This is a genomic window from Leucobacter sp. gxy201 (genome assembly GCF_051043335.1).
Classification (GTDB): domain Bacteria; phylum Actinomycetota; class Actinomycetes; order Actinomycetales; family Microbacteriaceae; genus Leucobacter.
In genome coordinates this window covers 74,387-96,844 of record NZ_JAMXWS010000008.1, presented here as the reverse complement: position 1 = coordinate 96,844, position 22,458 = coordinate 74,387, and the positions used below count along the sequence as shown (strand labels likewise).

Annotated in this window: 23 protein-coding genes; 6 read left to right on the top strand and 17 right to left on the bottom strand. The window is 69.1% G+C overall.

Annotation, left to right across the window (positions count from 1 at the left end; genetic code table 11):
- Together NHL51_RS12465 and NHL51_RS12460 are read right to left on the bottom strand one after the other, a co-directional pair.
- On the bottom strand, nt 1–400 hold a 400-nt coding region (locus NHL51_RS12465), incomplete at its 3' end, for a DUF2165 family protein (RefSeq protein ID WP_434144236.1).
- Nucleotides 286–585: a DUF4177 domain-containing protein gene (locus NHL51_RS12460; protein WP_434144234.1), complete on the bottom strand. Its 300-nt coding sequence runs from the start codon at nt 583–585 to the stop codon at nt 286–288. The genes NHL51_RS12460 and NHL51_RS12465, both read right to left, overlap by 115 nt.
- Before the next feature lie 85 nt (nt 586–670).
- On the opposite strand from NHL51_RS12460, the gene NHL51_RS12455 reads away from it, so the two are divergent.
- From NHL51_RS12455 to NHL51_RS12445, 3 genes are read left to right on the top strand one after another with little or no spacing between them, the layout of a single operon-like run.
- Nucleotides 671–1,018, top strand: a complete 348-nt coding sequence (locus tag NHL51_RS12455) for a metallopeptidase family protein (RefSeq protein WP_434144232.1) — start codon at nt 671–673, stop codon at nt 1,016–1,018.
- On the top strand, nt 1,018–1,317 hold the full coding sequence (gene clpS / locus NHL51_RS12450; protein ID WP_434144230.1) for an ATP-dependent Clp protease adapter ClpS: 300 nt from the start codon (nt 1,018–1,020) through the stop codon (nt 1,315–1,317). The genes NHL51_RS12455 and clpS overlap by 1 nt, the downstream gene beginning before the upstream one ends.
- Nucleotides 1,314–1,901 carry a DUF2017 family protein gene (locus tag NHL51_RS12445; protein WP_434144229.1) on the top strand — a complete coding sequence of 196 codons (588 nt, stop codon included), beginning with the start codon at nt 1,314–1,316 and terminating at the stop codon, nt 1,899–1,901. The genes clpS and NHL51_RS12445 overlap by 4 nt, the downstream gene beginning before the upstream one ends.
- Before the next feature lie 40 nt (nt 1,902–1,941).
- On the opposite strand, the gene NHL51_RS12440 is transcribed toward NHL51_RS12445, so the two are convergent.
- The 3 genes from NHL51_RS12440 to NHL51_RS12430 are packed head-to-tail and all read right to left on the bottom strand — an operon-like array spanning nt 1,942 to nt 3,776.
- Entirely contained in the window at nt 1,942–2,865 is a 924-nt protein-coding gene (locus NHL51_RS12440; protein WP_434144227.1) for an HAD hydrolase family protein, read from the bottom strand.
- A gap of 3 nt (nt 2,866–2,868) precedes the next feature.
- Nucleotides 2,869–3,279 (bottom strand): riboflavin kinase, encoded by a 411-nt coding sequence (locus NHL51_RS12435; RefSeq protein ID WP_434144226.1) that lies wholly within the window; start codon nt 3,277–3,279, stop codon nt 2,869–2,871.
- Nucleotides 3,276–3,776: a flavin reductase family protein gene (locus NHL51_RS12430; RefSeq protein WP_434144224.1), complete on the bottom strand. Its 501-nt coding sequence runs from the start codon at nt 3,774–3,776 to the stop codon at nt 3,276–3,278. The genes NHL51_RS12435 and NHL51_RS12430 overlap by 4 nt, the downstream gene beginning before the upstream one ends.
- Before the next feature lie 103 nt (nt 3,777–3,879).
- On the opposite strand from NHL51_RS12430, the gene NHL51_RS12425 reads away from it, so the two are divergent.
- Nucleotides 3,880–4,464 (top strand): PadR family transcriptional regulator, encoded by a 585-nt coding sequence (locus NHL51_RS12425; protein ID WP_434144223.1) that lies wholly within the window; start codon nt 3,880–3,882, stop codon nt 4,462–4,464.
- A 53-nt stretch (nt 4,465–4,517) separates the two neighbouring features.
- Here NHL51_RS12425 and NHL51_RS12420 read toward each other — a convergent pair whose 3' ends face one another.
- The 6 genes from NHL51_RS12420 to dinB all read right to left on the bottom strand — a co-directional run bounded on the left by NHL51_RS12420 (nt 4,518) and on the right by dinB (nt 10,898).
- Nucleotides 4,518–5,387, bottom strand: coding sequence for a PfkB family carbohydrate kinase (locus tag NHL51_RS12420; RefSeq protein WP_434144221.1), 870 nt, complete (start codon nt 5,385–5,387; stop codon nt 4,518–4,520).
- A gap of 17 nt (nt 5,388–5,404) precedes the next feature.
- On the bottom strand, nt 5,405–6,748 hold the full coding sequence (locus NHL51_RS12415) for an NtaA/DmoA family FMN-dependent monooxygenase (protein ID WP_434144219.1): 1,344 nt from the start codon (nt 6,746–6,748) through the stop codon (nt 5,405–5,407).
- A gap of 34 nt (nt 6,749–6,782) precedes the next feature.
- Nucleotides 6,783–7,613: an ABC transporter permease gene (locus NHL51_RS12410; RefSeq protein WP_434144217.1), complete on the bottom strand. Its 831-nt coding sequence runs from the start codon at nt 7,611–7,613 to the stop codon at nt 6,783–6,785.
- Nucleotides 7,614–7,623: 10 nt separating this feature from the next.
- Nucleotides 7,624–8,433, bottom strand: a complete 810-nt coding sequence (locus tag NHL51_RS12405; protein ID WP_434144216.1) for an ABC transporter ATP-binding protein — start codon at nt 8,431–8,433, stop codon at nt 7,624–7,626.
- Nucleotides 8,430–9,536, bottom strand: a complete 1,107-nt coding sequence (locus tag NHL51_RS12400; RefSeq protein ID WP_434144215.1) for an ABC transporter substrate-binding protein — start codon at nt 9,534–9,536, stop codon at nt 8,430–8,432. Before NHL51_RS12400 ends, NHL51_RS12405 begins: the two co-directional genes overlap by 4 nt.
- A gap of 147 nt (nt 9,537–9,683) precedes the next feature.
- Entirely contained in the window at nt 9,684–10,898 is a 1,215-nt protein-coding gene (gene dinB / locus NHL51_RS12395; RefSeq protein ID WP_434144213.1) for a DNA polymerase IV, read from the bottom strand.
- Between the two features lie 159 nt (nt 10,899–11,057).
- Between dinB and NHL51_RS12390 the strand changes: the two genes are divergently transcribed.
- Together NHL51_RS12390 and glpK are read left to right on the top strand one after the other, a co-directional pair.
- A complete protein-coding gene (locus NHL51_RS12390) occupies nt 11,058–12,821 on the top strand; it encodes a glycerol-3-phosphate dehydrogenase/oxidase (protein ID WP_434144212.1) in 1,764 nt (587 codons plus the stop codon).
- Between the two features lie 61 nt (nt 12,822–12,882).
- Nucleotides 12,883–14,409: a glycerol kinase GlpK gene (gene glpK / locus NHL51_RS12385; RefSeq protein WP_434144210.1), complete on the top strand. Its 1,527-nt coding sequence runs from the start codon at nt 12,883–12,885 to the stop codon at nt 14,407–14,409.
- Between the two features lie 6 nt (nt 14,410–14,415).
- On the opposite strand, the gene NHL51_RS12380 is transcribed toward glpK, so the two are convergent.
- The 6 genes from NHL51_RS12380 to ligA all read right to left on the bottom strand — a co-directional run bounded on the left by NHL51_RS12380 (nt 14,416) and on the right by ligA (nt 22,331).
- Nucleotides 14,416–15,561 carry a glutathione S-transferase C-terminal domain-containing protein gene (locus tag NHL51_RS12380; protein ID WP_434144209.1) on the bottom strand — a complete coding sequence of 382 codons (1,146 nt, stop codon included), beginning with the start codon at nt 15,559–15,561 and terminating at the stop codon, nt 14,416–14,418.
- Nucleotides 15,562–15,691: 130 nt separating this feature from the next.
- Nucleotides 15,692–17,206 (bottom strand): Asp-tRNA(Asn)/Glu-tRNA(Gln) amidotransferase subunit GatB, encoded by a 1,515-nt coding sequence (gene gatB / locus NHL51_RS12375; RefSeq protein WP_434144207.1) that lies wholly within the window; start codon nt 17,204–17,206, stop codon nt 15,692–15,694.
- A complete protein-coding gene (gatA, locus tag NHL51_RS12370; RefSeq protein WP_434144205.1) occupies nt 17,206–18,741 on the bottom strand; it encodes an Asp-tRNA(Asn)/Glu-tRNA(Gln) amidotransferase subunit GatA in 1,536 nt (511 codons plus the stop codon). Before gatA ends, gatB begins: the two co-directional genes overlap by 1 nt.
- Nucleotides 18,742–18,748: 7 nt before the next feature.
- Entirely contained in the window at nt 18,749–19,084 is a 336-nt protein-coding gene (gene gatC, locus NHL51_RS12365) for an Asp-tRNA(Asn)/Glu-tRNA(Gln) amidotransferase subunit GatC (protein WP_434144203.1), read from the bottom strand.
- A 93-nt stretch (nt 19,085–19,177) separates the two neighbouring features.
- Nucleotides 19,178–19,858 (bottom strand): DNA-3-methyladenine glycosylase I, encoded by a 681-nt coding sequence (locus NHL51_RS12360; protein ID WP_434144201.1) that lies wholly within the window; start codon nt 19,856–19,858, stop codon nt 19,178–19,180.
- A 112-nt stretch (nt 19,859–19,970) separates the two neighbouring features.
- A complete protein-coding gene (gene ligA, locus NHL51_RS12355) occupies nt 19,971–22,331 on the bottom strand; it encodes an NAD-dependent DNA ligase LigA (RefSeq protein ID WP_434144200.1) in 2,361 nt (786 codons plus the stop codon).
- Nucleotides 22,332–22,458: the final 127 nt, after the last annotated feature.

The following is a 22,458-nucleotide window of genomic DNA, read 5'->3' as shown; positions in this document are numbered from 1 at the left end:
ATGCCCTACATTCTGCCGGTTCTACGACTTGACAATCATAGAAGCGTCTCCACGGGGCGCTACTCCCGTACGCCGCATAGCCCCAGCCGCGCACGCTGTTGTACGTCGCGGCGTCGGCATCGCGGCGCAGGAACAGCTTCACTCCCCCGATGAGCCCCAGGGCGGCGAACGCGCCCTCGGCCAGGATGATGCCGATGTTGCCGACGGTCCACACCCACGGCACCGTGATCGCGCGCCGCATGAGCGCATTGCCCTCGAAGGTCGTGTCCATCGAGAGCACGTGCTTCACGAACTGATAGTTGGAGTCGTAGTCCATGAGGTTGCCCATGAACACGAAGAGGCCGAACAGGCCGGTCGAGAACAATGTGAACGCCTGCAGCAGGCGGAGCGGATGCCGCATCGTGCTACTTTTCGCTCGAACACCAGATCGAGACGCGGGTCCGCGCTCGATTCGAACGGGATCGCCTGTACGAAGCGCCACCCGGCGGCCGCCCGATCGCGGATCACCTCTCGGTAGTCCTGTTCGGGCCGTGCTCCATCGCGACGGCGCAGCATCGCGACGCTGACGAACGAATACTCGTGCATGATCGCCCCCTTCGTCTTCTCAGCCTGGCCCGATGCACTGGCGACGTCAATGGATACGCGGCGCCCGGCCGGTTAGGCTGGAGCCATGCTCGAGATAACGTCGGAGGAGTTCGAGGAACTCGTGTCGGATGGCCTCGACTCTCTGCACGATGAGATGCTCGAGCAGCTCGACAACGTCATCTTCCTCGTCGAGGACGAACCGGACGACGGCAGCGACATCCTGGGGGTCTACGAGGGGTTCTCGCTCGCCGAGCGCGGCGCGTACGGCTACGGCGAAGAACCCGACCGCATCATCCTGTTCCGCATGAACCTGCTGCGGCACTGCGCCGACCGGGCCGAGCTGGTCTCCGAGATCCGCATCACCCTCATCCACGAGATCGCCCACTTCTACGGCATCTCGGAAGCGCGCATCCACGAGCTCGGGTGGGGCTGATGGTCGCCACGGACGCGCAGCAGAGGGCGGGCGCCAGGGATCAGCCGGCGGCCGTGGCGGAGCGCCCGTGGCAGACGGTCGTGTGGGACGACCCGGTCAACCTCATGTCGTACGTCTCCTACGTCTTCCAGATGCATTTCGGGTTCAGCGAGGAACGCGCCCACGAGCTCATGCTGCAGGTGCATCATCGCGGCAGCGCCGTTGTCGCCGAGGGCGGGCGGCACGCGATGGAGATGCACGTCGAGGCGATGCACGACTACGGCCTGTGGGCGACGGTCAGAGAGGCGGGGTCGGAATGATGCTCGTGCAGCTGCCCGAGGGCGGCCTGCGCATGGTGCTGCAGCCTGACGAGGCGGCCATGCTCGACCAGCTCGTCACCCAGCTGCTGCAGCTCCTGCAGAGCCACAGTTCGATGGCGCTCGACGCCGACCCTCTCTTCGCGAGCCTGGAGGTCGGCGGATCGGAATCGAAGCCCGAGGATCCGGCGCTCGCCAGGCTCTTCCCCGATGCGTATGAAGAGAGCGATGATGCCGACCGCTTCCGCCGCGTATCCGAGCAGGGCATGCTGAACCGGAAGGTGCAGGATGCCCTCGCCGTGACTTCGGCGATCGGGCTCGGAGGCGACCCCTTCGCGGCGCTCGAGGACGACGACCTGGAGATCGAGGTCGACATCGCCTTCGACGAGCTGCCGACGTGGGCGCGCACGCTGACGGCGCTGCGCCTCGCGATCGCCGCCCGCATCGGGCTCGAACGGGAGGCGGATCACGCCCGCCTCGAAGCCGACGACGAGGCGCGCAGCACGGTGCTCGTCTTCGATTGGCTCGCGGCGATTCTCGACGCCGTGATGCGAGCGCGCATGGCGGGAACCGGCAGGTCGGCCTGAGGCCGAGCACGCTCGCGAACGAATCGCGCAGTCGCGTCGTTCAGCCCCGGTCGTCGACGAGGCCGTAGCGCACGAACGCCCGCCAGATGCCGTCTTCCGCCACCGTGCCCGTCGTGAAGTCGGCCGTTTCGATGAGCGTCGGCGGAGCGTCGCCCATCGCCACGCCCACGGCGGCCTCGGTGATCATCTCGAGATCGTTCGCGCTATCGCCCACGGCCATCGTGCGGCGCATCGGGATGCCGTGGAACTCGGCGACGCGACGCAGCGAACGCCCCTTGTTCGTGGTGCGCAGACCGACTTCGCCGCCGAGTTCGCCGAGGTACGGGATCGTGCCGGTGACGGGGAGGAAGCGCGCCTCGATGGCATCGCACAGCCGACCGTAGGCAAGCGCGTCCAGCCCGACGAACGTGGCCTTCGCGATGCCGACGAGCGGCGGCGGCCCCGCGTACACGAAGCGTTCTTCGAGCTGCTCCAAATGGGCGAGCGCACTCACACCGCCGGCCGCGAGGCGGCGCTGCTCGAGCAGGAGCGGACGCATCCGGTCGGCGAGCCCGATGCTCGCGTAGGTGCGATCCCTGGCCTGCAATGTGAACTCGAGATCGAGAGACGCGAACAGGTCGATCAGGTACGAGACGTCGGCCTCGGGCATGGTCTCGGTGGCGATGAGCGCTTCTGCCGTTTCGATGAAGCCGCCGCTCGCCGTGACCACTCCGTCGAAGCCGATCTCCATGATCTCGTCGGAGATGCCCGAGCGCGACCGCCCGGTCGACAGGTAGACGCGGTGGCCGCGAGCCCGCGCCTGCCGCACGGCCCGAGTAGCCGACGACCGGGGCCGGTGGGTGTCGTCGACGAGCGTGCCATCGATATCGAGGAAGATCAGCCAGGGATCAACGGCAGGCGCGCTCGCGCCCGACGACGCCGAGCCGTCGAACGGCCTCGCAGCCCGCCGCACCCCGTCAACCATGCCTCAGCCCGCCATCCGCGGATTGAGCCGCAGCAGCTCGCGCGATCGTTCGACGTCGCTCGCGGCGTTCTCGATCAGTTCGTCGAGTACGGAGAATGCGGCCATCTCTCGAATGTACGCCACGAACGCCACTTCGAGCTCGAGGCCGTACAGGTCGCCCGAGAAATCATGGAGGAAGCACTCGGCCCGATCGGCGGCGACATCGCCGAAGGTCGGGTTGTCGCCGACGCTGACGGTCGCCTCGTGCCAGAGCGCGCGGCTCTCCGGGCGGGGTACACGCACCCAGGCGGCGTAGACGCCGGCCGGGGGCAGCGGGTCGCGCGTGTCGAGGTTCGCCGTCGGATAGCCGAGCTCACGCCCGCGGCCGTCGCCGTGCACGACGACTCCCGCGACCCGCCAGTCGAGCGCGCTCATTCCCCGATAGTGCGGTATCGGCTGTGGTGGAACACCAGCGGCTCGACATCGGCGAAGTAGTCGACCTCGCTGACCTCGAGCAGCACGATGGTGTGATCGCCGCCGGGCAGCAGGGAGTGCACCGTGCAGCTCAGCCAGAGCGCTGCGCCCGGGAAGTGGACGGCCCCGTCGTCGTCCGCCTGCCAGTCGATGCCCGCGAAGCGGTCGCCCTCGCGCGCCGAGAGCTGCCGGCTGACGCTCTCCTGTGCATGTCCGAGCACGCTCAGGCCGATGGAGGCGGCGTTCTCGAACTGCGGCCAGGTGCGCGAGGTGTTCGCCACGCTGATCGCCACGAGCGGCGGATCGAGGGAGATCGAGGTGAAGGAGTTCACCGCCATGCCGATCGGCGCCCCGTCGGCCCCGACGGCCCCGACGGCGACGACGCCGGTCGGGAAGGCGGAGAAGGCGCGGCGCAGCTGCGTGCCGACCTCGGCGTCGGATGCCTGCTGAACGTTCATATGTGACCCTCCATGAATCAGCATAGTCAAATTTGTCTATTAGACATTAACACAGATACTCGTCAATCTTGATCAATTCTGTCGTGCGCCTTAGCATGATGGAATGGCCTCATACACACGTCTCATCGTGCTCGGAGCTGTCTACCAGTTCCAGCCCGTGCACGGGTACTTCCTGCGGCGCGAACTGTCGACCTGGCATGTCGACGAGTGGGCGAACACCCAGCCCGGTTCGATCTACAACGCACTGAAGTCGCTCACGCGAGACGGGTACATCATCGACGACGGCACCGAGACGGACGGCAAATACCCCGCCCGCACCGTCTACAGCGTCACCGCCACCGGAAAGGTCGAACTGCTGCGTATGCTGCGCGACACGCTCTGGAGGGTCGAAGCCTTCGACACGAATTCGGTCATGGCACTCACCTCGTTCATGTTCGCGCTCAGCCGCAGCGAGGTCATCGCGGGCCTCGAGAATCGCGTCAGCAAGATCGACGCGCTCATCACGACGAACTCGTTCCAGATCACCGACACTTTGCGATCGGAGACCACGCCGAAGTACGTGCGCGAGATCTTCGAGCTCTCGTCGGCCCGACTGAGGGCCGAACAGGTCTGGGCCCGCGAACTCATCGAGCGGCTGCGCGCCGGCGAATACCGATTCGCGGACGAAGAGGCCATCGCCGCTCCCTGAAACGCGAAACGGCACCGCCCCCGATATCGGAGACGGCGCCGTACGCATGTCCACTAGAACCCGACGAGCTCGGACACCACTTCGGCGGACAGCGCCTCGGTCTGCGCGCCGCGATGGCACGCGACGATCGCCCCGGCGGCCGCGCCTCGTTTCGCGGCGGCCTCGAGGGACTCGCCGGCGGCGAGAGCCGCGACGAAACCGCCGCAGAACGCATCGCCCGCACCGGTCGTATCCACGACCTCGATGGGGAACGCGCCGACGGAGAAGGACTCCGCACCCAGCGGATGCACGGTCAGCCCATCGCCGCCCTGCGTGTGCACCACGGTGACCAGCGGGGCGAGCGTCTCGAGCCCGCCGAGCATCGCGAGCTCCGAATCGTTCACGATGAGGATGTCGACGTTCGGCAGCAGGCCGAGCACCGCCTCGTGCGCCGGGGCGGCGTTGAGCACCGTCGTAGCGCCGGCGGCACGACCGGCCTCCAGCGCTTCGGCCGCGGCCCCGATATTGATCTCGAGCTGCACGAGCACGACGCGGGCCCCCGCGATGCCGCGGGTCGCGGCCCCGGCATCGACTCGGGCATTCGCCCCCGGGATCACGATGATGCTGTTCTCGCCCGCAGCGAGGGACATGATGTGCGCGATGCCGCTCGGCCCCGCCTGCACGGCGACCGCCGAATCGTCGACGCCGGCCTCGCGCATGGCGCCGACGAGGAAGCGGCCCTCCGCATCGTCGCCGATCGCGCCGCACATGCGCGTCGCCGCGCCGCAACGAGCGGCGGCGACCGCCTGGTTCAGGCCCTTGCCGCCGGGGTACAGCCCGAGCGCCTCGCCGATGATGGTCTCACCCGGCTCGGGGAGCCGGGTGAGACCGAGGTAGCGATCCGCATTCAGACTGCCGACCACGCATACCGCTGCATCGTTCATGATGAACAGACTAGCGCTCAGTAGACGCGGGCCGAGGCGGCGGGGTGCTCGTCGGGAAGCGTCGCACTGCCCGACTCGGTGAGCCGCTCGCGCAGCGTCGCGCCCTCGCTCGAGGCCACGGCACCCCGCTCGCGCAGGATCGGCAGCACCTTCTCGACGAAGTCGATCGTCGAACCGGGCTGGATGACCGGCGAAAGCAGGAAACCGTCGAGGTCGCCGCCCTCGGCGAGCGCGATCACGTGATCGGCGACCTCCTCGGCAGTGCCCACGAACGCCTTCGAGCCCACCCCGTGCTCGTGCCAATCCTTCAGCACGTCGCCGACGGTCATGCCGGCGAAGCGCGAGACCTGCGACTGCGACAGCTCGGTGTGCAGATCGGTCATCGGCGTCTCGGGGTCGTAGGCCGAGAGATCGAGGCCCGTGAACCATGCGTACGAGGCCACGGTCACCTCGGCGGTCTGCGAGGCAAGCACCTCGTCGTAGCGGCGCTGCGCCTCCTCGGTCGTGTCGCCGATGATGCAGCGGAACTCGGCCATGACCTTCACCGAGTCGGCGCTGCGCCCCGAATCGACGGCGGCCTGGCGGATCGCCGTGCTGTGCGCCGCGAGCTGTTCGGCGGTACCGCCGCCCACGAACATGCACTCGCCGTGGCGGCCGCCGAACGAACGGCCCGCCGGCGAGGCGCCGGCCTGGAAGAGCACGGGCGTGCCCTGCGGCGAATACGACGAATTGCCGTAGCCCTCGCTCGTGAAGTACGGGCCCTCGTGCGTGATCGTGTGCACCTTCGCCGGATCGGCGAAATTGCCCTGCTTGTCCTTCGTGAGCGCGTCGGGCTCCCATGCGCCCTCCCACAGCTTGTAGACGAGGCGCACGAAGTCGTCGGCCATCTCGTAGCGCTCGTCGTGCGCCACCATGGGCACGCCGAACGCCTTGACCGCCGTATCCGCGGTTCCGGTGGTGACGATGTTCCACCCGGTGCGCCCGCCCGAGAGCTGGTCGAGCGTCGCCATGCGGCGCGCGAACGCGTACGGCTGCTCGAGCAGGGTCGAACCGGTCATGACGACTCCGAGCTGCTTCGTGTGAGCCAGGATCGCCGATGCGACGATGAACGGGTCGAGGCGCGGGAGGTCGAGCCCCTCGACCGATGCGATATCGGGGCGCACGCCGTTGACCTCGGCCCAGCCCCAGGCGTCGGCGAGGAACAGGAAGTCGAGCCCGCCCTCTTCGCAGATCTTCGCGAGCCTCGTCCAGTACTCCAGCGTGTCGTACTGATCCCGCTGGTTATCGGGGTGGCGCCAGGTGGCCCGGCCGCTGTCGTTGGCCTGCGCGTTCTCGAACAGGCCGAAGTGCAGCTTTTTCATGGAGTTCCTCTCTCCCAACAATGAATTCTTTGTCTCAGCGCGCACTGACTTCGTCGCTCCACCACAGCACCCGCTTGCGCACGATGGCGAGGAGCGCGATGAGCAGGATGCCCATCAGGCAGAGCATGAAGATCGCGGCCCAGGTCACGGCGAGATTCGCCTGCGCGGCCGCGGTCGTGACGAGCGAGCCGAGGCCCGCGGCAGTACCCGCCGCGACGAACTCCGCCACCGCGGCACCGACGACCGCGAGCGGCAGACTGATGCGGAGGCCGGCGAAGAAGTACGGCATGCTCCCCGGGAAGCGCAGGTCGCGGAAGATCTCCCAGCGCGAGGCGTGGAGCGTCTGGAAGACGTCCTTCGTACGCGAGTCGACGCTGCGCAGCCCCGCAAGCGAGTTGACGAGCACCGGGAAGAACACGACGATGCCGGTCACGATGTACTTCGGCAGCATGCCGAAGCCGAACGCGACGACGAGCGCCGGGGCGATCGCGATGACCGGAGTGACCATGATGAGCACGATGAGCGGCATCACGGCGCGCTCCACGATCTCGAACTCGCTCATGATGACGGCGATCACGAAGCCGAGCACGATCGCCGACCCGGCGCCGATCGCGACCTCCTGCAGGGTGATCAGGAAGTTCTTCCAGTACATGCCGGGGTCGGACGCGAAGCTCTCGCCGACCTGCCCGAACGTCGGCAGGATGTACGGATTCGTGATCGCGATCACGTGCCAGAGCACTGCGACGATGGCGAAGACGACTGCGGTCGGCGCCCACACGCGCGGGTGCGCCCAGGCGAGGTTCGCGGAGCGCGGCGCCGTCGACTGCTGCGCCTCTTGCACGGCGACCGCGCGCGTGGCGGTCACGTCATTCGATTCAACCGACATGTGCATTCGCCTCCATGACATCGCTCAGCCGCTGGCGCACGTAGCCCTCGAGATCGCGGAACTCATCGCTCGCGTAGGACTCGGAGGTGCGCGGGCGCGGAAGATTCACGTCGATGATCTCCTCGATGCGGCCGGGGTGGGCCGCCATCAGCACGATGCGGTCCGAGAGCACGATCGCCTCGGGCACGGAGTGCGTGACGAACATCACGGATTTGCGGTTCGACTGCCAGAATTCGAGCAGGCCGAGGCGCTGCTGGTCTCGGTTGATCTCGTCGAGCGCCGAGAACGGCTCGTCCATGAGCAGGATGTCGGGGTCGAACGAGAACGCCCGCGCGATCGCGACGCGCTGCTGCATGCCGCCCGAGAGCTGCTTCGGGAACTTGTCGAGTGCGGCGCCGAGGCCGAACGAGCGCAGCAGCTCGTCCGGATCCCTCAGCGTGCGCCCCTCGTTCGCCTTCGGATTGATGCGCACCGGCAGCTTCACGTTGTCGCGCACGCTCTTCCACGGCAGGAGGGCGGGGGCCTGGGGCACCAGGCCGATGCGCTTCTTCTTCGCGGCGGCGCGCACGCTCTCGCCGCCGATCGTCACCGAGCCTCCGTTCGCCTCGTAGAGGCCCGCGACGACCTTCAAGAGGGTCGACTTGCCGCAGCCGCTCGGCCCGATCACCGAGACGAACTCTCCCGGGTTCACCGTGAGGTTCACATCGCTGAGCGCCAGCATCTCCTGGCCCGGCTTGCCGAATTTCTTGACGAGGTGCGAGACCTCGACGCCGTGGCCTTCGCTCAGACCGACTGTCACTGGGCGTCTCCCGGCCAGATCAGCGCGCCGTCGGCGTCGTAGAGGCCCGCGACGAGCTCCGGATCCATGACGTCCTCGACCGGCGGGATGTCCGTGACGTTGCCGAACTTCTTCACCATGTCGGCCGCGCCCTGCCACTGCTCGACGGTCTGCACGCCGGGCGCTCCGGCCTGGCTGTCGCGCACCCACTGGGACTCGACCTTCCAGGTGCGCTCGAGCTGCTCCTTCGGGAACGCGTCGCCCTGGCCGTTGTCCTTCGCGAGCTTCGCGAGGCGCTCGACGCAATCGGCCTCGTTGTCGAGGCAGTACTGCAGCGCCTTCAGGTCGGCGCGCATGAAGTCGGCGACCACTTCGGGATTCTTCTGGTAGAACTCGGCGTTGGTCTCCATCACGTTGTACGTGCCGCTGAGGTCGAAGTCGGCCGGGACGAACTCCGAGAACTCCTCGCCCATGGCGCGCAGGGTCTCGCACTGGTTCGACGCGTAGCCGACGATCGCATCGGGCTGGCTGCGCAGCACCACGGTCGGGTCGTAATTGGTCATCTTGACCAGTTCGACCTTATTGATGTCGGCGCCGGCGGCATCGAGCATGGCCGCGGCGACCGGCGTCAGGTTGATGAAGTAGCCGAGCTGCTTGCCCTCGAGATCCTTCAGGCTCTTGATGTCCTTATTGGCGAACAGGCAGAACGGCGAGGTCGTCCCGTAGGTGGCGACCGCAGTGAGGTTCTTGCTGTTGGCGGCCGCCATCAGCACGTCCTCGGCAGAGCCGAGGCTGCTGAACTGGGCCTTGCCCGACGAGACGAGCTGCTGCCCGTTGCCACCGGCCGCGTTGATCTCGACGTTCAGGCACAGCTCGTCGAAGTAGCCGAGCTCCTGCGCCATGAAGACGTCGATCTGGCTGGCGCTCGCCGAGTAGCCGTAGCCCGAGATGTAGGTGATCTTCTCAGCGGCATTGCGATCGCACGCCGCCTGGTCGATGATCGACTTGTCGTTGTTCGCGGCGGGCGCCTCGGAGGCGCCGCTGCAGCCGGCCAGGAGGGCGACGCCGGCAAGTGCGCCGATGATCGCGAAGCCCGTTCGCTTATGGGATACCGAGGACTTCATCGTCCGTCCGCCTTTCGTCATGATGAGCAGGAATCTCTTAGTCAAGATCTGGCTCTAATTTATACTAGTCAAGAGCGAACTAGTCCAGTGGAATCGCAGATTCTGCATTCGTGATCGAGCTGTGACCCGGCCCGGTCGCGGCGAACCTCAGGTCGGCGGCTGCAGGGACCGGTGGTCCACCACCGCGCCGCGCCCGCCGAGCAGGCTCGCGGCGACCACGCCTCCCGCCCCGAACCTGCCGCGCACCTCGTCGACCGCCTGGTCGACGGCCCGCCACTCGTCGTCGTCGCTCCACAGCCCGGCCGGGTCGGCCCCGGTCGGGAGCAGCTGCTCGGCGCGCACCCCGATGAGGCGCACCGGCCGGCCGGCCGGGAGCCCCGCGAACAGCTCGCGCGCGGTCTGATAGATGCGCTGCGTCGCATCCGTAGCCTCGGCGAGCGTGCGCGATCGGGTGACCGTCTCGAAGTCCGACCAGCGCACCTTGATCGACACGGTACGGGCTTCGAGGCCAGCGCCCCGCAGCCGTTCCCCCGTGCGCGTGGCGAGCCGCAGCAGTTCGCGCTCGAGCAGCGCCGCGTCGACCTCATCGCGGGCGAACGTCTCCTCGTGGCCGATGCTCTTCTCCGTGCGCTCCGTCTCGACGCCGCGGGCATCGCGTCCGTTCGCGAGATCGTGCAGGCGACGCGCGCTCGCCACGCCGACGATGCGCTCGAGCGAGGCGAGCGGCTCCGCGGCGAGGTCGGCCACCGTATGGATCGCCCGCGACCCGAGCGCCTTCGCCGTGGCTCGACCGACGCCCCACATCGCCTCGATCGGCAGCGGGTGCAAGAACTCGAGGGTGCGCTGCGGCGGGATCTCGAGGAGGCCGTCGGGCTTCGCGCGCTGCGAGGCGAGCTTGGCGACGAACTTCGTGCCCGCGAGCCCGACCGATGCCGGCAGCCCGGTCTCCTCGCGCACCCGTTCGCGCAGCCGGCGCGCGATCTCGACCGGCTCGCCGAAGAGCCGCACGGTGCCCGCGACATCGAGGAACGCCTCGTCGATGCTGAGCGGCTCGACGAGCGGCGTGAACTCCTCGAAGATCTGCATGACCCGGCGCGAGGCCCGCCGGTACTTCTCGAACGTCGGCGGCACGAGCACGAGCTGCGGGCAGAGCTGCTTCGCCCGTGCGACCGGCATCGCCGAACGCACACCGTATCGGCGCGCCTCGTAGCTCGCGCTCGACACCACGGAGCGCGCCGTGTCGTGGGCCGCCGCGACCGGACGCCCGCGGAGCTCGGGCCGGTCGAGCAGCTCCACCGAGACGAAGAACGAATCCATGTCGACGTGCAGCATCGAAGCGATCTCGCGCTGCTGTCCCGTCATGCCCCCATTGCACCATATTCCGGGGGCGCGCGGCTGGTGAACCGCCCGGCATCGCCGCCCGCCGGCCCTACGAATTCACCGGCTCGATCGGCCGCGTCTTGGTAGCGTGGTGTCATCAGTCGGGTGGCCCGGATCCGGGCGGCAGGAAGGCGATCTATCTTGGCGAAGCAGCAGCACTCCTCTTCTCCGCAGCCCCCGGGTGCGTCCCGGGACGACGCCGTCGCTGCCCTGCGCGCACGCGCGCAGGCCGACGTGCTCATCATCGGCGGCGGCATCAACGGCATCGCGACGTTCCGCGAGCTCGCGCTGCAAGGCGTCGACGTGGCACTCGTCGAGCGGGGCGACTTCGTCTCGGGCGCGTCCTCCGCTTCGAGCCATATGGTCCACGGCGGCATCCGCTACCTCGAGAACGGCGAGTTCCGCCTCGTGAAGGAGGCGGTGCAGGAGCGCAACCGCCTCATCCGCAACGCACCCCACTACGTGCGCCCGTTGCGCACCACGATCCCGATCTTCAAGACCTTCTCGGGCATACTGACGGCACCGTTCCGGCTGCTCGTCACCCACGGTCGCGGAGAACCGCGCGAGCGCGGGGCGCTGCTCATCAAGATCGGGCTCGTCATCTACGACCTCTTCTCGCGTGCGGGCGGCCAGGTGCCCCGGCACCGCTTCCTCGGCAGGGATCGCTCGCTCCGCGAGCTCCCCCGCCTGAACCCCGGCATCAAGTACACCGCCACCTACTTCGACGCATCGATGCACGACCCCGAGCGGCTCGCGCTCGACGTGCTCGCCGACGGGGTCAGCGCGGGCACGGGCGCCCGCGGGGACCGCACGGCTCGCGCCGCGAACTACGTCTCCGCCGTGGGCTTCTCGGACGGGAAGGCGACCCTGCGCGACGAGGCGAGCGGCGAGGAGTTCCCGTTCACCGCCCGCGTCATCGTGAACACGAGCGGCCCGTGGACCGACCTCACCAACGAGGCGCTCGGCCGCCCGACCCGCTACATGGGCGGCACGAAGGGCTCGCACATCGTGCTCGAACACCCCGAGCTGTTCGAGGCGACGGCGGGCCGCGAAATGTTCTTCGAGCACTCCGACGGCCGCATCGTGCTCATCTATCCGCTCAAGGGCCGGGTGATGGTCGGCACGACCGACATCGACGCCGACCCCGCCGAGCCGATGGTCTGCACCGACGACGAGGTCGACTACTTCTTCGATCTCATCCCGCACGTGTTCCCCGCGATCCCGGTAGACCGATCGCAGATCGTGTACTCGTTCTCGGGGATCAGACCGCTCCCCCGGCACGACGACACCGCGCCGGGGTTCGTGTCGCGCGACTACCGCATCGAGCACGGCTGGCTCGGCGATGTGCGCACGCTCAGCCTCGTCGGGGGCAAGTGGACGACCTTCCGCGCGCTCGCCGAGCATCTCGGCGATGAGACGCTGAAGCTGCTCGGAGCCCGCCGCAGCATGAGCACGCGCCGCACGGTCATCGGCGGCGGAGCCGGCTACCCGCGAGACGCCGCGGCGAAGCGCATCTGGGTCTCGAAGCACGCCCAGGGCCACGACCCGCGGGTCGTCGAGGCCCTGCTCGAGCGCTACGGCACCGCGGCCGCCGAGGTGCTCGCCGCGATCCCGACCGACGCATCGGAGCTGGTGCACGCCCCCGGCTACTTCGCGGCGGAACTGGCGCACCTCGCGCGCACCGAGGACGTGCTGCACCTCGACGACCTGCTGCTGCGACGCACCTCGCTGGCGTTCGTCGGCGGCCTCACCCGCGAGACCCTCGCCGAGGCGGCCGAAGCCATCGCCCCGGTGCTCGGCTGGAATGCCGACGCGCAGCAGCAGGAGGTCGAGCGAACCGAGCGCCTGCTGCACGACGCCCATCGCGTCGTGCTCGGCGAGCCCGGCCTCGCACCGCTCGACTGACCGCGGGGCGGGCCGTACGCGCTCGCGCCGCACCCGAACTTCAGAGCCGAAGGAGCACGCCATGTCCCAGTACGTGATCGCGATCGACCAGGGCACGACGTCATCGCGCGCCATCATCTTCGACCACGACGGCTCGATCGTCGCGGTCGGCCAGAAAGAGCACGAGCAGATCATGCCGGAGGCCGGCTGGGTCGAGCACGATGCGCTCGAGATCTGGCGCAACGTGCAGGAGGTGATCGGCACCGCGCTCGGCACCGCCGACCTCACCGGACGCGACATCGCGGCGATCGGCATCACGAACCAGCGCGAGACCGCGGTCGTCTGGGACCGGCGCACCGGCGAACCCGTGCACCGCGCGATCGTCTGGCAGGACACGCGGACGCAGCCGCTCGTCGATGCGCTCGCGGCCGACGGGGGCGTCGATCGATTCAAGGCGATCACCGGGCTGCCGCTCGCGAGCTACTTCTCGGCGACCAAGATCGCCTGGATCCTGGAGCACGTCGACGGCGCTCGCGAGCGTGCCGAGGCCGGTGAGCTGATGTTCGGCACGACCGACAGCTGGATCCTGTGGAACCTCAGCGGCGGACCCGACGGCGGCGTGCACGCGACCGACGTGACGAACGCGTCGCGCACGCTGCTCATGGATCTCGAGACGCTGCAGTGGCGCGACGACCTGCTCGAGGCGTTCCGCATTCCGCGTTCGATGATGCCCGAGATCCGCTCCTCCTCGGAGGTCTACGCCGAGGCGGAGGCCTCGTCGCTGCTGCACGGAACCCCGATCTCGGGCATCCTCGGCGACCAGCAGGCCGCAACCTTCGGGCAGGCGGCGTTCGACGCCGGCGAATCGAAGAACACCTACGGGACCGGCTGCTTCCTGATCTTCCAGACCGGCACCGAGATCGTGCACTCGGTGAGCGGGCTGCTCACGACCGTCGGCTACAAGCTCGGCGATGCGCCGGTGCACTACGCGCTCGAGGGGTCGATCGCGGTCACCGGATCGCTCATCCAGTGGCTGCGCGACCAGCTCGGGCTCATCTCGTCGTCATCGGAGGTCGAACGGCTCGCGAAGTCGGTCGAGGGCAACGGCGGCGTCTACTTCGTACCGGCGTTCTCGGGGCTCTTCGCACCGTACTGGCGGCCGGATGCGCGCGGTGCCCTCGTCGGGCTCACCCGCTATTCGAACCGCGGCCACATCGCGCGCGCCGCGCTCGAGGCCGTCGCCTACCAGACCCGCGATGTGCTCGATGCCGTCAACGCCGATGTCGCGGCCGGCGGCGGCATCCACCTGAGCGAGCTGCATGTCGACGGGGGCATGGTCGCCAACGAGACCCTCATGCAGTTCCAGGCCGACATGCTCGGCGTGCCCGTCGTGCGCCCGCGCATCGCCGAGACGACGGCGCTCGGCGCCGCCTACGCGGCAGGGCTCGCAGTGGGGTTCTGGTCGGGGCTCGACGAGCTGCGCGCGAACCGGCGGGAGGCGCACCGGTGGGAGCCGCAGCTCGCGGCGGACGAGCGCGATCGCCTGCTGCGGCAGTGGCGCAAGGCGGTCACCAAGTCGATGGACTGGGTCGACGCCGACACGCGCTGACCGGGCTCAGGCCGGAACCAGCGGATTGTGGCCCGCCGCGATCCGCTCCTCCTCGCGCACCTCGGGCGGCGGCGTGCCGTCGCCGAACGGCTCGCCGCCGAGCCGTTCGCGGTCGTGCGGGTCGAGCCAGTTCTCGAGCTCGGGGCCCGCGGGCACGATCCCTGTCGGATTGATGTCCTCGTGGGTGACGTAGTAGTGGCGCTTGATCTGCACGAAATCGGTGGTGTCGCCGAACCCCGGGGTCTGGAAGAGGTCGCGCGCGTACCCCCAGAGGTGCTCCATCTCGATGAGCCGGTTGCGGTTCGTCTTGAAGTGCCCGTGGTAGACCGGGTCGAAGCGGGTGAGGGTCGTGAAGAGCCGCACGTCGGCCTCGGTGATGGTGCCGCCCATGAGGTAGCGGCGGGTCGCGAGGCGCTCCTCCAGCCAATCGAGCGCCTCCCACAGGCGGGCGTACGCGGCCTCGTAGGCGTCCTGGCTGCCCGCGAACCCGCAGCGGTAGACGCCGTTGTTCACCTCGGTGAAGATGCGGGTGATGACCGGCCACATCTCTTCGAGCTCGCCGCTGCCCGTGCCCAGCCCCGGCAGCAGATCGGGCGCCCCCTCCCGGTGGAACTCGCGCCACTCGGTGGAGAAGTCGAGCGTGATCTGCGGGTAGTCGTTCGTGACGACCTCGCCGCTCGACACCTCGACGATCGCGGGTACCGTGATGCCGCGCGGATAGTCGGGGAACCGCTTGAAGTAGTTCTGCTGCAACCGCGCCGTTCCGAGCACCGGGTCGACGTCGCCGACGTTGAGCGTCGTGCCCTCGAGGTCGAAGGTCCACGAGCGCACATCGTGCACGGGCCCCGGCCGGCCGAGCGAGATCGCGTCTTCGAGACCGAGCAGGCGGCGCACGATGACGGTGCGGTTCGCCCACGGGCACGCGTTCGCGGCGACGAGCCGGTAGCGGCCCGCCTCGACCGGCCAGGCCTCGGCGCCAGCGCTGAGCCCGAAGCCGAGCGACCCGACCTTCGAGGGCGGCGGCGCGGGCAGGGCGCGCGTCGCCTCGGGGTCGGCGACGATGCGATCCTCGATGTAGTTCGTGTCTCTCGTGAACTCGGCGCCGCCGGTCACGTAGGCGCCCCGGGTCGAATACTGCTCGTTCTCGGTCATGCCTCCATTGTGCCCCGGCGGGCCCGCCCCGCGCACGGGGCACCGCCCGGAGACGGCCGAAGGGCGAGAAATCCAGGGGTCTTCGCGATCCCTGCCTGATTTCTCGCCCTTCGAGACGTGAACGGGCCGGTCAGCCCGCGGCCCGCTCCAGCACCAGTTCGCGCACACGGGCGGCATCGGCCTGGCCGCGCATCGCCTTCATCACGGCGCCGATGATGGCGCCGGCGGCCTGCACCTTGCCGTCGCGGATCTTGGCGAGCACGTCGGGCTGCTCGGCGAGTGCCGCATCGACCGCCTCGATGAGCGCACCGTCGTCGGAGACGATCGCGAGCCCGCGGGCCTCGACGATCTCGGCCGCCGTGCCCTCGCCGTCGATGATGCCGGCGATCACCTGGCGCGCCATCTTGTCGTTCAGCGTGCCCTCGTCGACGAGCGCGACCACCGAGGCCAGCTGCTCGGGGGTGATGAGGTCGGGCGCGGCCGTCGAACGCTCGTTGGCGATGCGCGCGATCTCTCCGGTCCACCACTTGCGCGCCGTCTGCGGGGGCACGCCCGCCGCCACGGTCGCCTCGATGGTGGCGGTGAGGCCCGAGTTCACGACATCCTGGAACTCGAGCGCCGAGAACTTCCAGTCGGCCTTCAGCCGGCGGGTGCGCAGCGTCGGGTGCTCGGGCAGCGCGGCGCGCAGCTCCTCGACCAGATCGCGCGATGGGGTGAGCGGCGCGAGGTCGGGCTCGGGGAAGTACCGGTAGTCGTCGGCGTCGCTCTTCGGGCGGCCCGGCGAGGTCTCCCCCGTGTCCTCGTGCCAGTGACGGGTCTCCTGCGTGATCGACCCGCCGTCGGCGAGGATCTGAGCCTGGCGCTGGATCTCGAAGCGCACGGCGCGCTCGATCGAGCGCAGCGAATTCACGTTCTTCGTCTCGGTGCGCGTGCCGAGCACCGACATGCCGGCGCCCTCGTTGCCGCGGGGGCGCAGCGACACGTTCGCGTCGCAGCGGAGGTTGCCGCGCTCCATGCGGGCATCGGAGATGCCGAGCGCGACCACCATCTCGCGGATCGTCGCGACGTAGGCCGCCGCGATCTCGGGCGTATCCGCCTCGCCGCCGAACACGGGACGCGTGACGATCTCGACGAGCGGCACACCCGCGCGATTGTAGTCGACGAGCGAGTACTCCGCGCCCTGGATGCGACCGGTCGAACCGCCGACGTGGTTGAGCTTGCCCGCATCCTCCTCCATATGCGCGCGCTCGATCGGCACGTGCACGACGCGGCCCGAGGCGAGCTCGATCTCGACGGAGCCGTCATGGGCGATGGGGTCGTCGTACTGCGAGATCTGGTAGTTCTTCGCCATGTCGGGGTAGAAGTAGTTCTTCCGGGCGAAGCCCGAGGTCTCGGCGATCTCGCAGCCGAGCGCGAGCCCGAGGCTGATCGAGTAGCGCACGGCCTGCTCGTTCACGACGGGCAGCGAACCGGGAAGGCCGAGACACACCGGCGTCAGGTTCGTGTTCGGCTCGGAGCCGAACACGTTCGGGGCCGACGAGAACATCTTGGTCTTCGTGTTCAGCTCGACGTGCACTTCGAGCCCGATGACGGGCTCGAAGAGTTCGAGGGCCCGTTCGTAGTCCATCAGCTTGGTCTTGGCCATCAGCGGGCTCCCCCTTCAACGTTCACGGCACCGAACATCGGGCTCTGCTGCCAGAACGCCCGGCCGTCGCGGTCGGCGATCAGGCTCTCGACGGCGGCGCCGGCGCGGTACAGTCGCGCGTCTTCGAAAGCGGGGGCCATGAGCTGCAGCCCGACGGGGAGCCCGTCTTCGGCGGCGAGGCCGATCGGCAGGCTGAGGCCCGGGATGCCGGCGAGGTTCGCGGGAATCGTCGTGGCGTCGTTCAGGTAGTCCTGCATCGGATCGGCATCGTGCGTGCCGATCTTCCACGCCGTGGTGGGCGCGGTCGGCGATGCGATGACATCGACCCGGTCGAACGCGTTCGCGAAGTCGCGCTGGATGAGGGTGCGCACCTTCTGCGCGCTCCCGTAGTAGGCGTCGTAGTAGCCGGCCGACAGCGCGTAGGTGCCGAGGATGATGCGTCGCTTCACCTCGGCGCCGAAGCCCGCCGCACGCGTCTCGCTCATCACGCTCTCGACGGTGCCGCCGCCTTCGGGGCTGACCCGCAGCCCGAAGCGCACCGAGTCGTACTTCGCGAGGTTGCTCGAGGCTTCGGCCGGGAGGATGAGGTAATACGCGGCGACCGCGTACTCGAAGTGCGGCGCATCGATCTCGACGATCTCGGCGCCCTGGGTCTCGAGCAGCGCGAGCGCTTCTTCGAAGCGCGACTTCACGCCCGCCTGCGCGCCATCGAGCATCAGCTGCTTCACCACGCCGACGCGCAGCCCCTTGAGGGTCGAGGGATCGACGCCGCCGCGGGCCGCCTCCGCCATCGACGGCCACTGCATGTCGAGCGAGGTCGCATCGTGACGGTCGTGGCCGACGACGACATCGTGCAGCAGTGCGGTGTCGAGCACGGTGCGGGCGCACGGGCCGATCTGATCGAGCGACGATGCGAGCGCGATCGCGCCGTAGCGGCTGACGCCGCCGTAGGTCGGCTTCGCCCCTACGGTGCCGGTGAGCGCAGCGGGCTGGCGGATCGAGCCGCCGGTGTCGGAGCCGAGCGCGAGCGGGGCTTCGAACGCGCCGACCGCGACGGCGGAGCCGCCGCCCGAGCCGCCGGGCACGCGCTCGGTGTTCCACTGGTTGAACGTCGGCCCGTAGGCCGAGTTCTCGGTCGACGAGCCCATCGCGAACTCGTCCATGTTGGTCTTGCCGATGTTCACGAGGCCGGCCGCGCGGGCCTTCGCGACGGCGGTGGCGTCGTAGGGCGAGCGGTAACCCTCGAGCATCTTCGAGCCCGACGTCGACGGCATGTCGGTCGTCACGAGCACGTCCTTCACCGCGAGCGGCACGCCCGCGAGCGCTCCGAGGTCCTCGCCCGCGGCGCGGCGCTCGTCGACGGATCGGGCGGCCGCGAGCGAGCGCTCGGCGTCGGTGGCGAGGAACGCGTGGAGCTCGCCGTCGACGGCGGAGATGCGGTCGAGGTGCGCCCGGGTGGCCTCGACCGAGGAGACCTCGCCCGAAGCGAGCTTCGCGGCGAGGTCGGCCGCCGTGAGATTGATCAGTTCACTCATGTCGCTGCTACTGCTCCTCGCCGAGAATCGATGACACGCGGAACATGCCGTCCGCCTCCTCGGGCGCATTCGCGAGCGCCTCCTCGCGCGTGAGCACGTCGGCGACCACGTCGGGCCTCGTCACGTTGTTCAGCGGGGTCGGGTGGCTCGTCGCGGGCACATCTGCCGTCGCGACCTCGCTCACCTTCGCGATGTTCAAGAGGATCGAGCCGAGTTCGCTGGTGAGCGACTCGACTTCGGCATCGGTGAGGGCGATCCGGGCCAGGCCAGCGAGATGCTGCACGGACTCGGCCGTGATCTCGCTTGCCGCCGACTCGCCCGCTGCCGCAGTCGTTTCAGGCATGCTGCTCCATGAGTGGGTGAATTCTACGAACCCGTCCATCCTACCGAGAACGCGGGGCCGCCCGGCGCACGAGAGCGCCGGGCGGCCCCGGGCTCAGTGCGACGGTACGGCCCGGAGCTCCGGAGGCAGGGCGTCCCCGATCCGCGTTCCGTCGCGGGCCCACAGCCCCGAGCAGCCGCGCCGGTGGCTGTCGACGAGGTGCACGTCGGCGATGCCGATGGCGGTCATCAGCGCGTACGAGGTCGTCGGCCCGACGAAGCGGAACCCGAGACGCCGCAGCTCCTTCGCGAGCGCGACCGACTCGGGCGAGGTACTCGGCACCTCTGCTGCCGTGCGGGGCGACGGCGATCGCTCGGGCCTGAACGACCAGACGAGGTGCGCGAGCCCCGGCCCCTCTGCCCGCAGCCGCAGCGTCGCCGCCGCATTGCCGACCGTCGCCCTGATCTTGGCCGCGTTGCGGATGATGCCCGCGTTCTGCATGAGCCGATCGATGTCGGGCTCGGCGAAGGCCGCGACGCGCTCCGGGTCGAACTCCGAGAACGCGTCGCGGAAGGCCTCGCGCTTGCGCAGCACCGTGAGCCACGACAGCCCGGACTGGAAGGCCTCGAGACTCAGCCGTTCGAATACGCCGGCATCGTCGGTGACCGGCATGCCCCATTCGGCGTCGTAGTAGTCGGTGAGCAGCGGGTCCTGCTCCGCCCACGCGGCGCGCACGGGCGGGTGCCCTGCGCCCACCCGGCTCCCCCGTGTTCCGTTCAGATTCGCATCCAGCATCTCGGTACCTCCGTCGCTCCGTTCCATTCAGCGCCCGTGTGTGACTGCTCAGCCTAGGTCGGCACCGAGCGGCGCGGGGCGAGGAAGCGCAATCTGTGGATAACTCGCCCCTCTACTCCTCTGTGGATGAGCGTTCGAGCGCGTCCGGCCCGGAAGTCACGAGCACTGCGAACTGCGCGGCGTCGAGCACCGGGATGCCGAGCTCCTCGGCCTTGGCGAGCTTCGAACCGGCGCCCGGCCCCGCGGCGACGAAGTCGGTCTTCTTCGAGACGCTCGACGCGGCCTTGCCGCCGGCCTGGATGATCGCCTCTTTCGCGCCGTCGCGGGTGAACCCATCGAGGGCGCCGGTCGCGACCACGGTGAGCCCGGCGAGCACCCCGCCCGCGGCCGCCGCGGCCCCCGGCCCCGGATGCCCGGGGGTCGCCCACTGCACCCCGGCGGCTGCCCAGCGATCGACGATCTCGCGATGCCAGTCGGCCTCGAACCAGCCGAGCAGCGACTCGGCGATGATGCCGCCGACCCCGTCGACGGCCGAGATCTCGTCGAGCGAGGCGGATCGGATGGCATCGAGCGACCCGAACCAGTCCGCGAGCGCGCGCGCCGCCACGGGCCCGACGTGCCTGATGTTCAACGAGACGAGCAGGCGCCACAGCGGCTTCGTCTTCGCCTTCTCGAGCTCGGCGAGCAGGGTATCGACGTCCTTCGAGGGCTGGGCCTCGCGGTAGTTCTTCTTGATTCCGGCCCGACGCCGTTCGGCGGCGCTCGCCTCCTCCCAACCCGGAGGATAGCTCGCGGAGCCCAGCTTCTGGAACGGCGTGCGCCTTCGCGGCTCCCCGGTCTCCTCATCGATCACCGGTTCGCCGGTCTCGCTGTCGCGCACCACGACCACGATGGGCACGAGCTGATCCCGGGTCAGTTCGAAGAGCCCGGCCTCGGTTTCGAGCGGCGGGTCGGCCGGCACTTCGGGCTGGGTCAGCGCCGCGGCGGTGATCTCGCCGAGCACCTCGATGTCGAGGGCCCCGCGCGATCCGATGTGCTCGACCCGGCCGCGCACCTGCGCCGGGCAGCCTCGCGCGTTCGGACAGCGCAGGTCGATGTCGCCCTCCTTCATCGCGCGCAGCTCGGTGCCGCACTCGGGGCAGTCCTTCGGCATCTTCCATTCGATCTCGCTGCCGTCGCGGCGTTCGAGCACGGCGCCGAGCACTTCGGGAATCACGTCGCCCGCTTTGCGCAGCACGACCGTGTCGCCGATCAGCACTCCCTTCGCCTGCACCACCTCCTGGTTGTGCAGGGTTGCCTGGCGCACGGTCGAGCCGGCGACCTTCACCGGCTCCATCACCGCGTAGGGTGTCGCCCGACCGGTGCGGCCGACGCCGATGCGGATGTCGATGAGCTTCGTGTGCACCTCCTCCGGCGGATACTTGTAGGCGATCGCCCAGCGCGGCGCACGGCTCGTCTCGCCGAGTTCGGCATGCAGGGCGAGTTCGTCGATCTTCACGACGATGCCGTCGATCTCGTGCTCGACATCGTGCCGGTGCTCGCCGCGATCCTCGATGAACGCGACCACGTCCTCGACGTCGTCGAACACCCGGGAATACGGCGAGACCGGAAGCCCCCATCCGGCGAGCGCGGCGTACGCATCCGACTGGTTCTCGAACCCCGGATGCTGCCAGGCCCCGATGCCGTGCACGTAGAGCGACAGACGGCCGAGGCGATCCCTCATCAGCTCGAGCTCGGCCTCGCTCTTCTTCTCGGCCCGCTGCCGCAGACTGCCGGCGGCCGTATTGCGGGCGTTCGCGAACTCGGGGAAGCGGATCGAGATCTTCTCGTCGGGCACGCCCTTCGCGCGCTGCTCATCGACGAAGCGGCTCTGCAGTTCGTGCTGGCGTTCGTTCAGCGCCGCGAAATCCTCGCCCGAGAGGAAGACTTCGCCGCGCGCCTCGAAGAATTCGGGCACGTCATCGCCCGTGAGCTCGACCGGGATGGCCGGGATGAAGCGCACGTTCTCGGTGATGTCCTCGCCGACCCGGCCGTCGCCGCGGGTGGCAGCGGTCTCGAGCACTCCCCCGCGGTAGGCGAGGTTGATGGCGAGACCGTCGATCTTCAGTTCGGAAAGCCAGCGCACCGGCCCTCCCGCAGCGGCCCGCGCCTTCGCCGCCCACTCGCGGAACTCGTCGAGCGAGAACACGTTGTCGAGGCTCAGCATGCGCTCTGCGTGCTCGTGCTCGGGGAAGCCTGCGGAGACGACGGCCGCGCCGACCTCCTGCGTCGGGCTGTCCTGCCCGGCGAGCTCGGGGAACGCGCGCTCGATCGCCTCGAGGCGATGGAACATCTCGTCGTACTCGGCGTCCGAGACGAGGCTCGCGGCCTCCGAATAGTAGGCGGTGCGCAGGCGCTCGATCTCGGCGGTGAGGCGCTCCGCCTCGGCACGTGCGGCGTCGAAATCTGCAGGGATCGCGGAAGAATTGCTCACGCCCCCAGTCTACGGAGCCAGCGCCCGGCGAGCGCCGATCGCCCGCGGTCGGCGTTTGACAGGCGCGCATTCGTGTCGGAATACTGACTACCCAAGACCGCAGCGCTGCGGGGACCTCCAGTTCCGG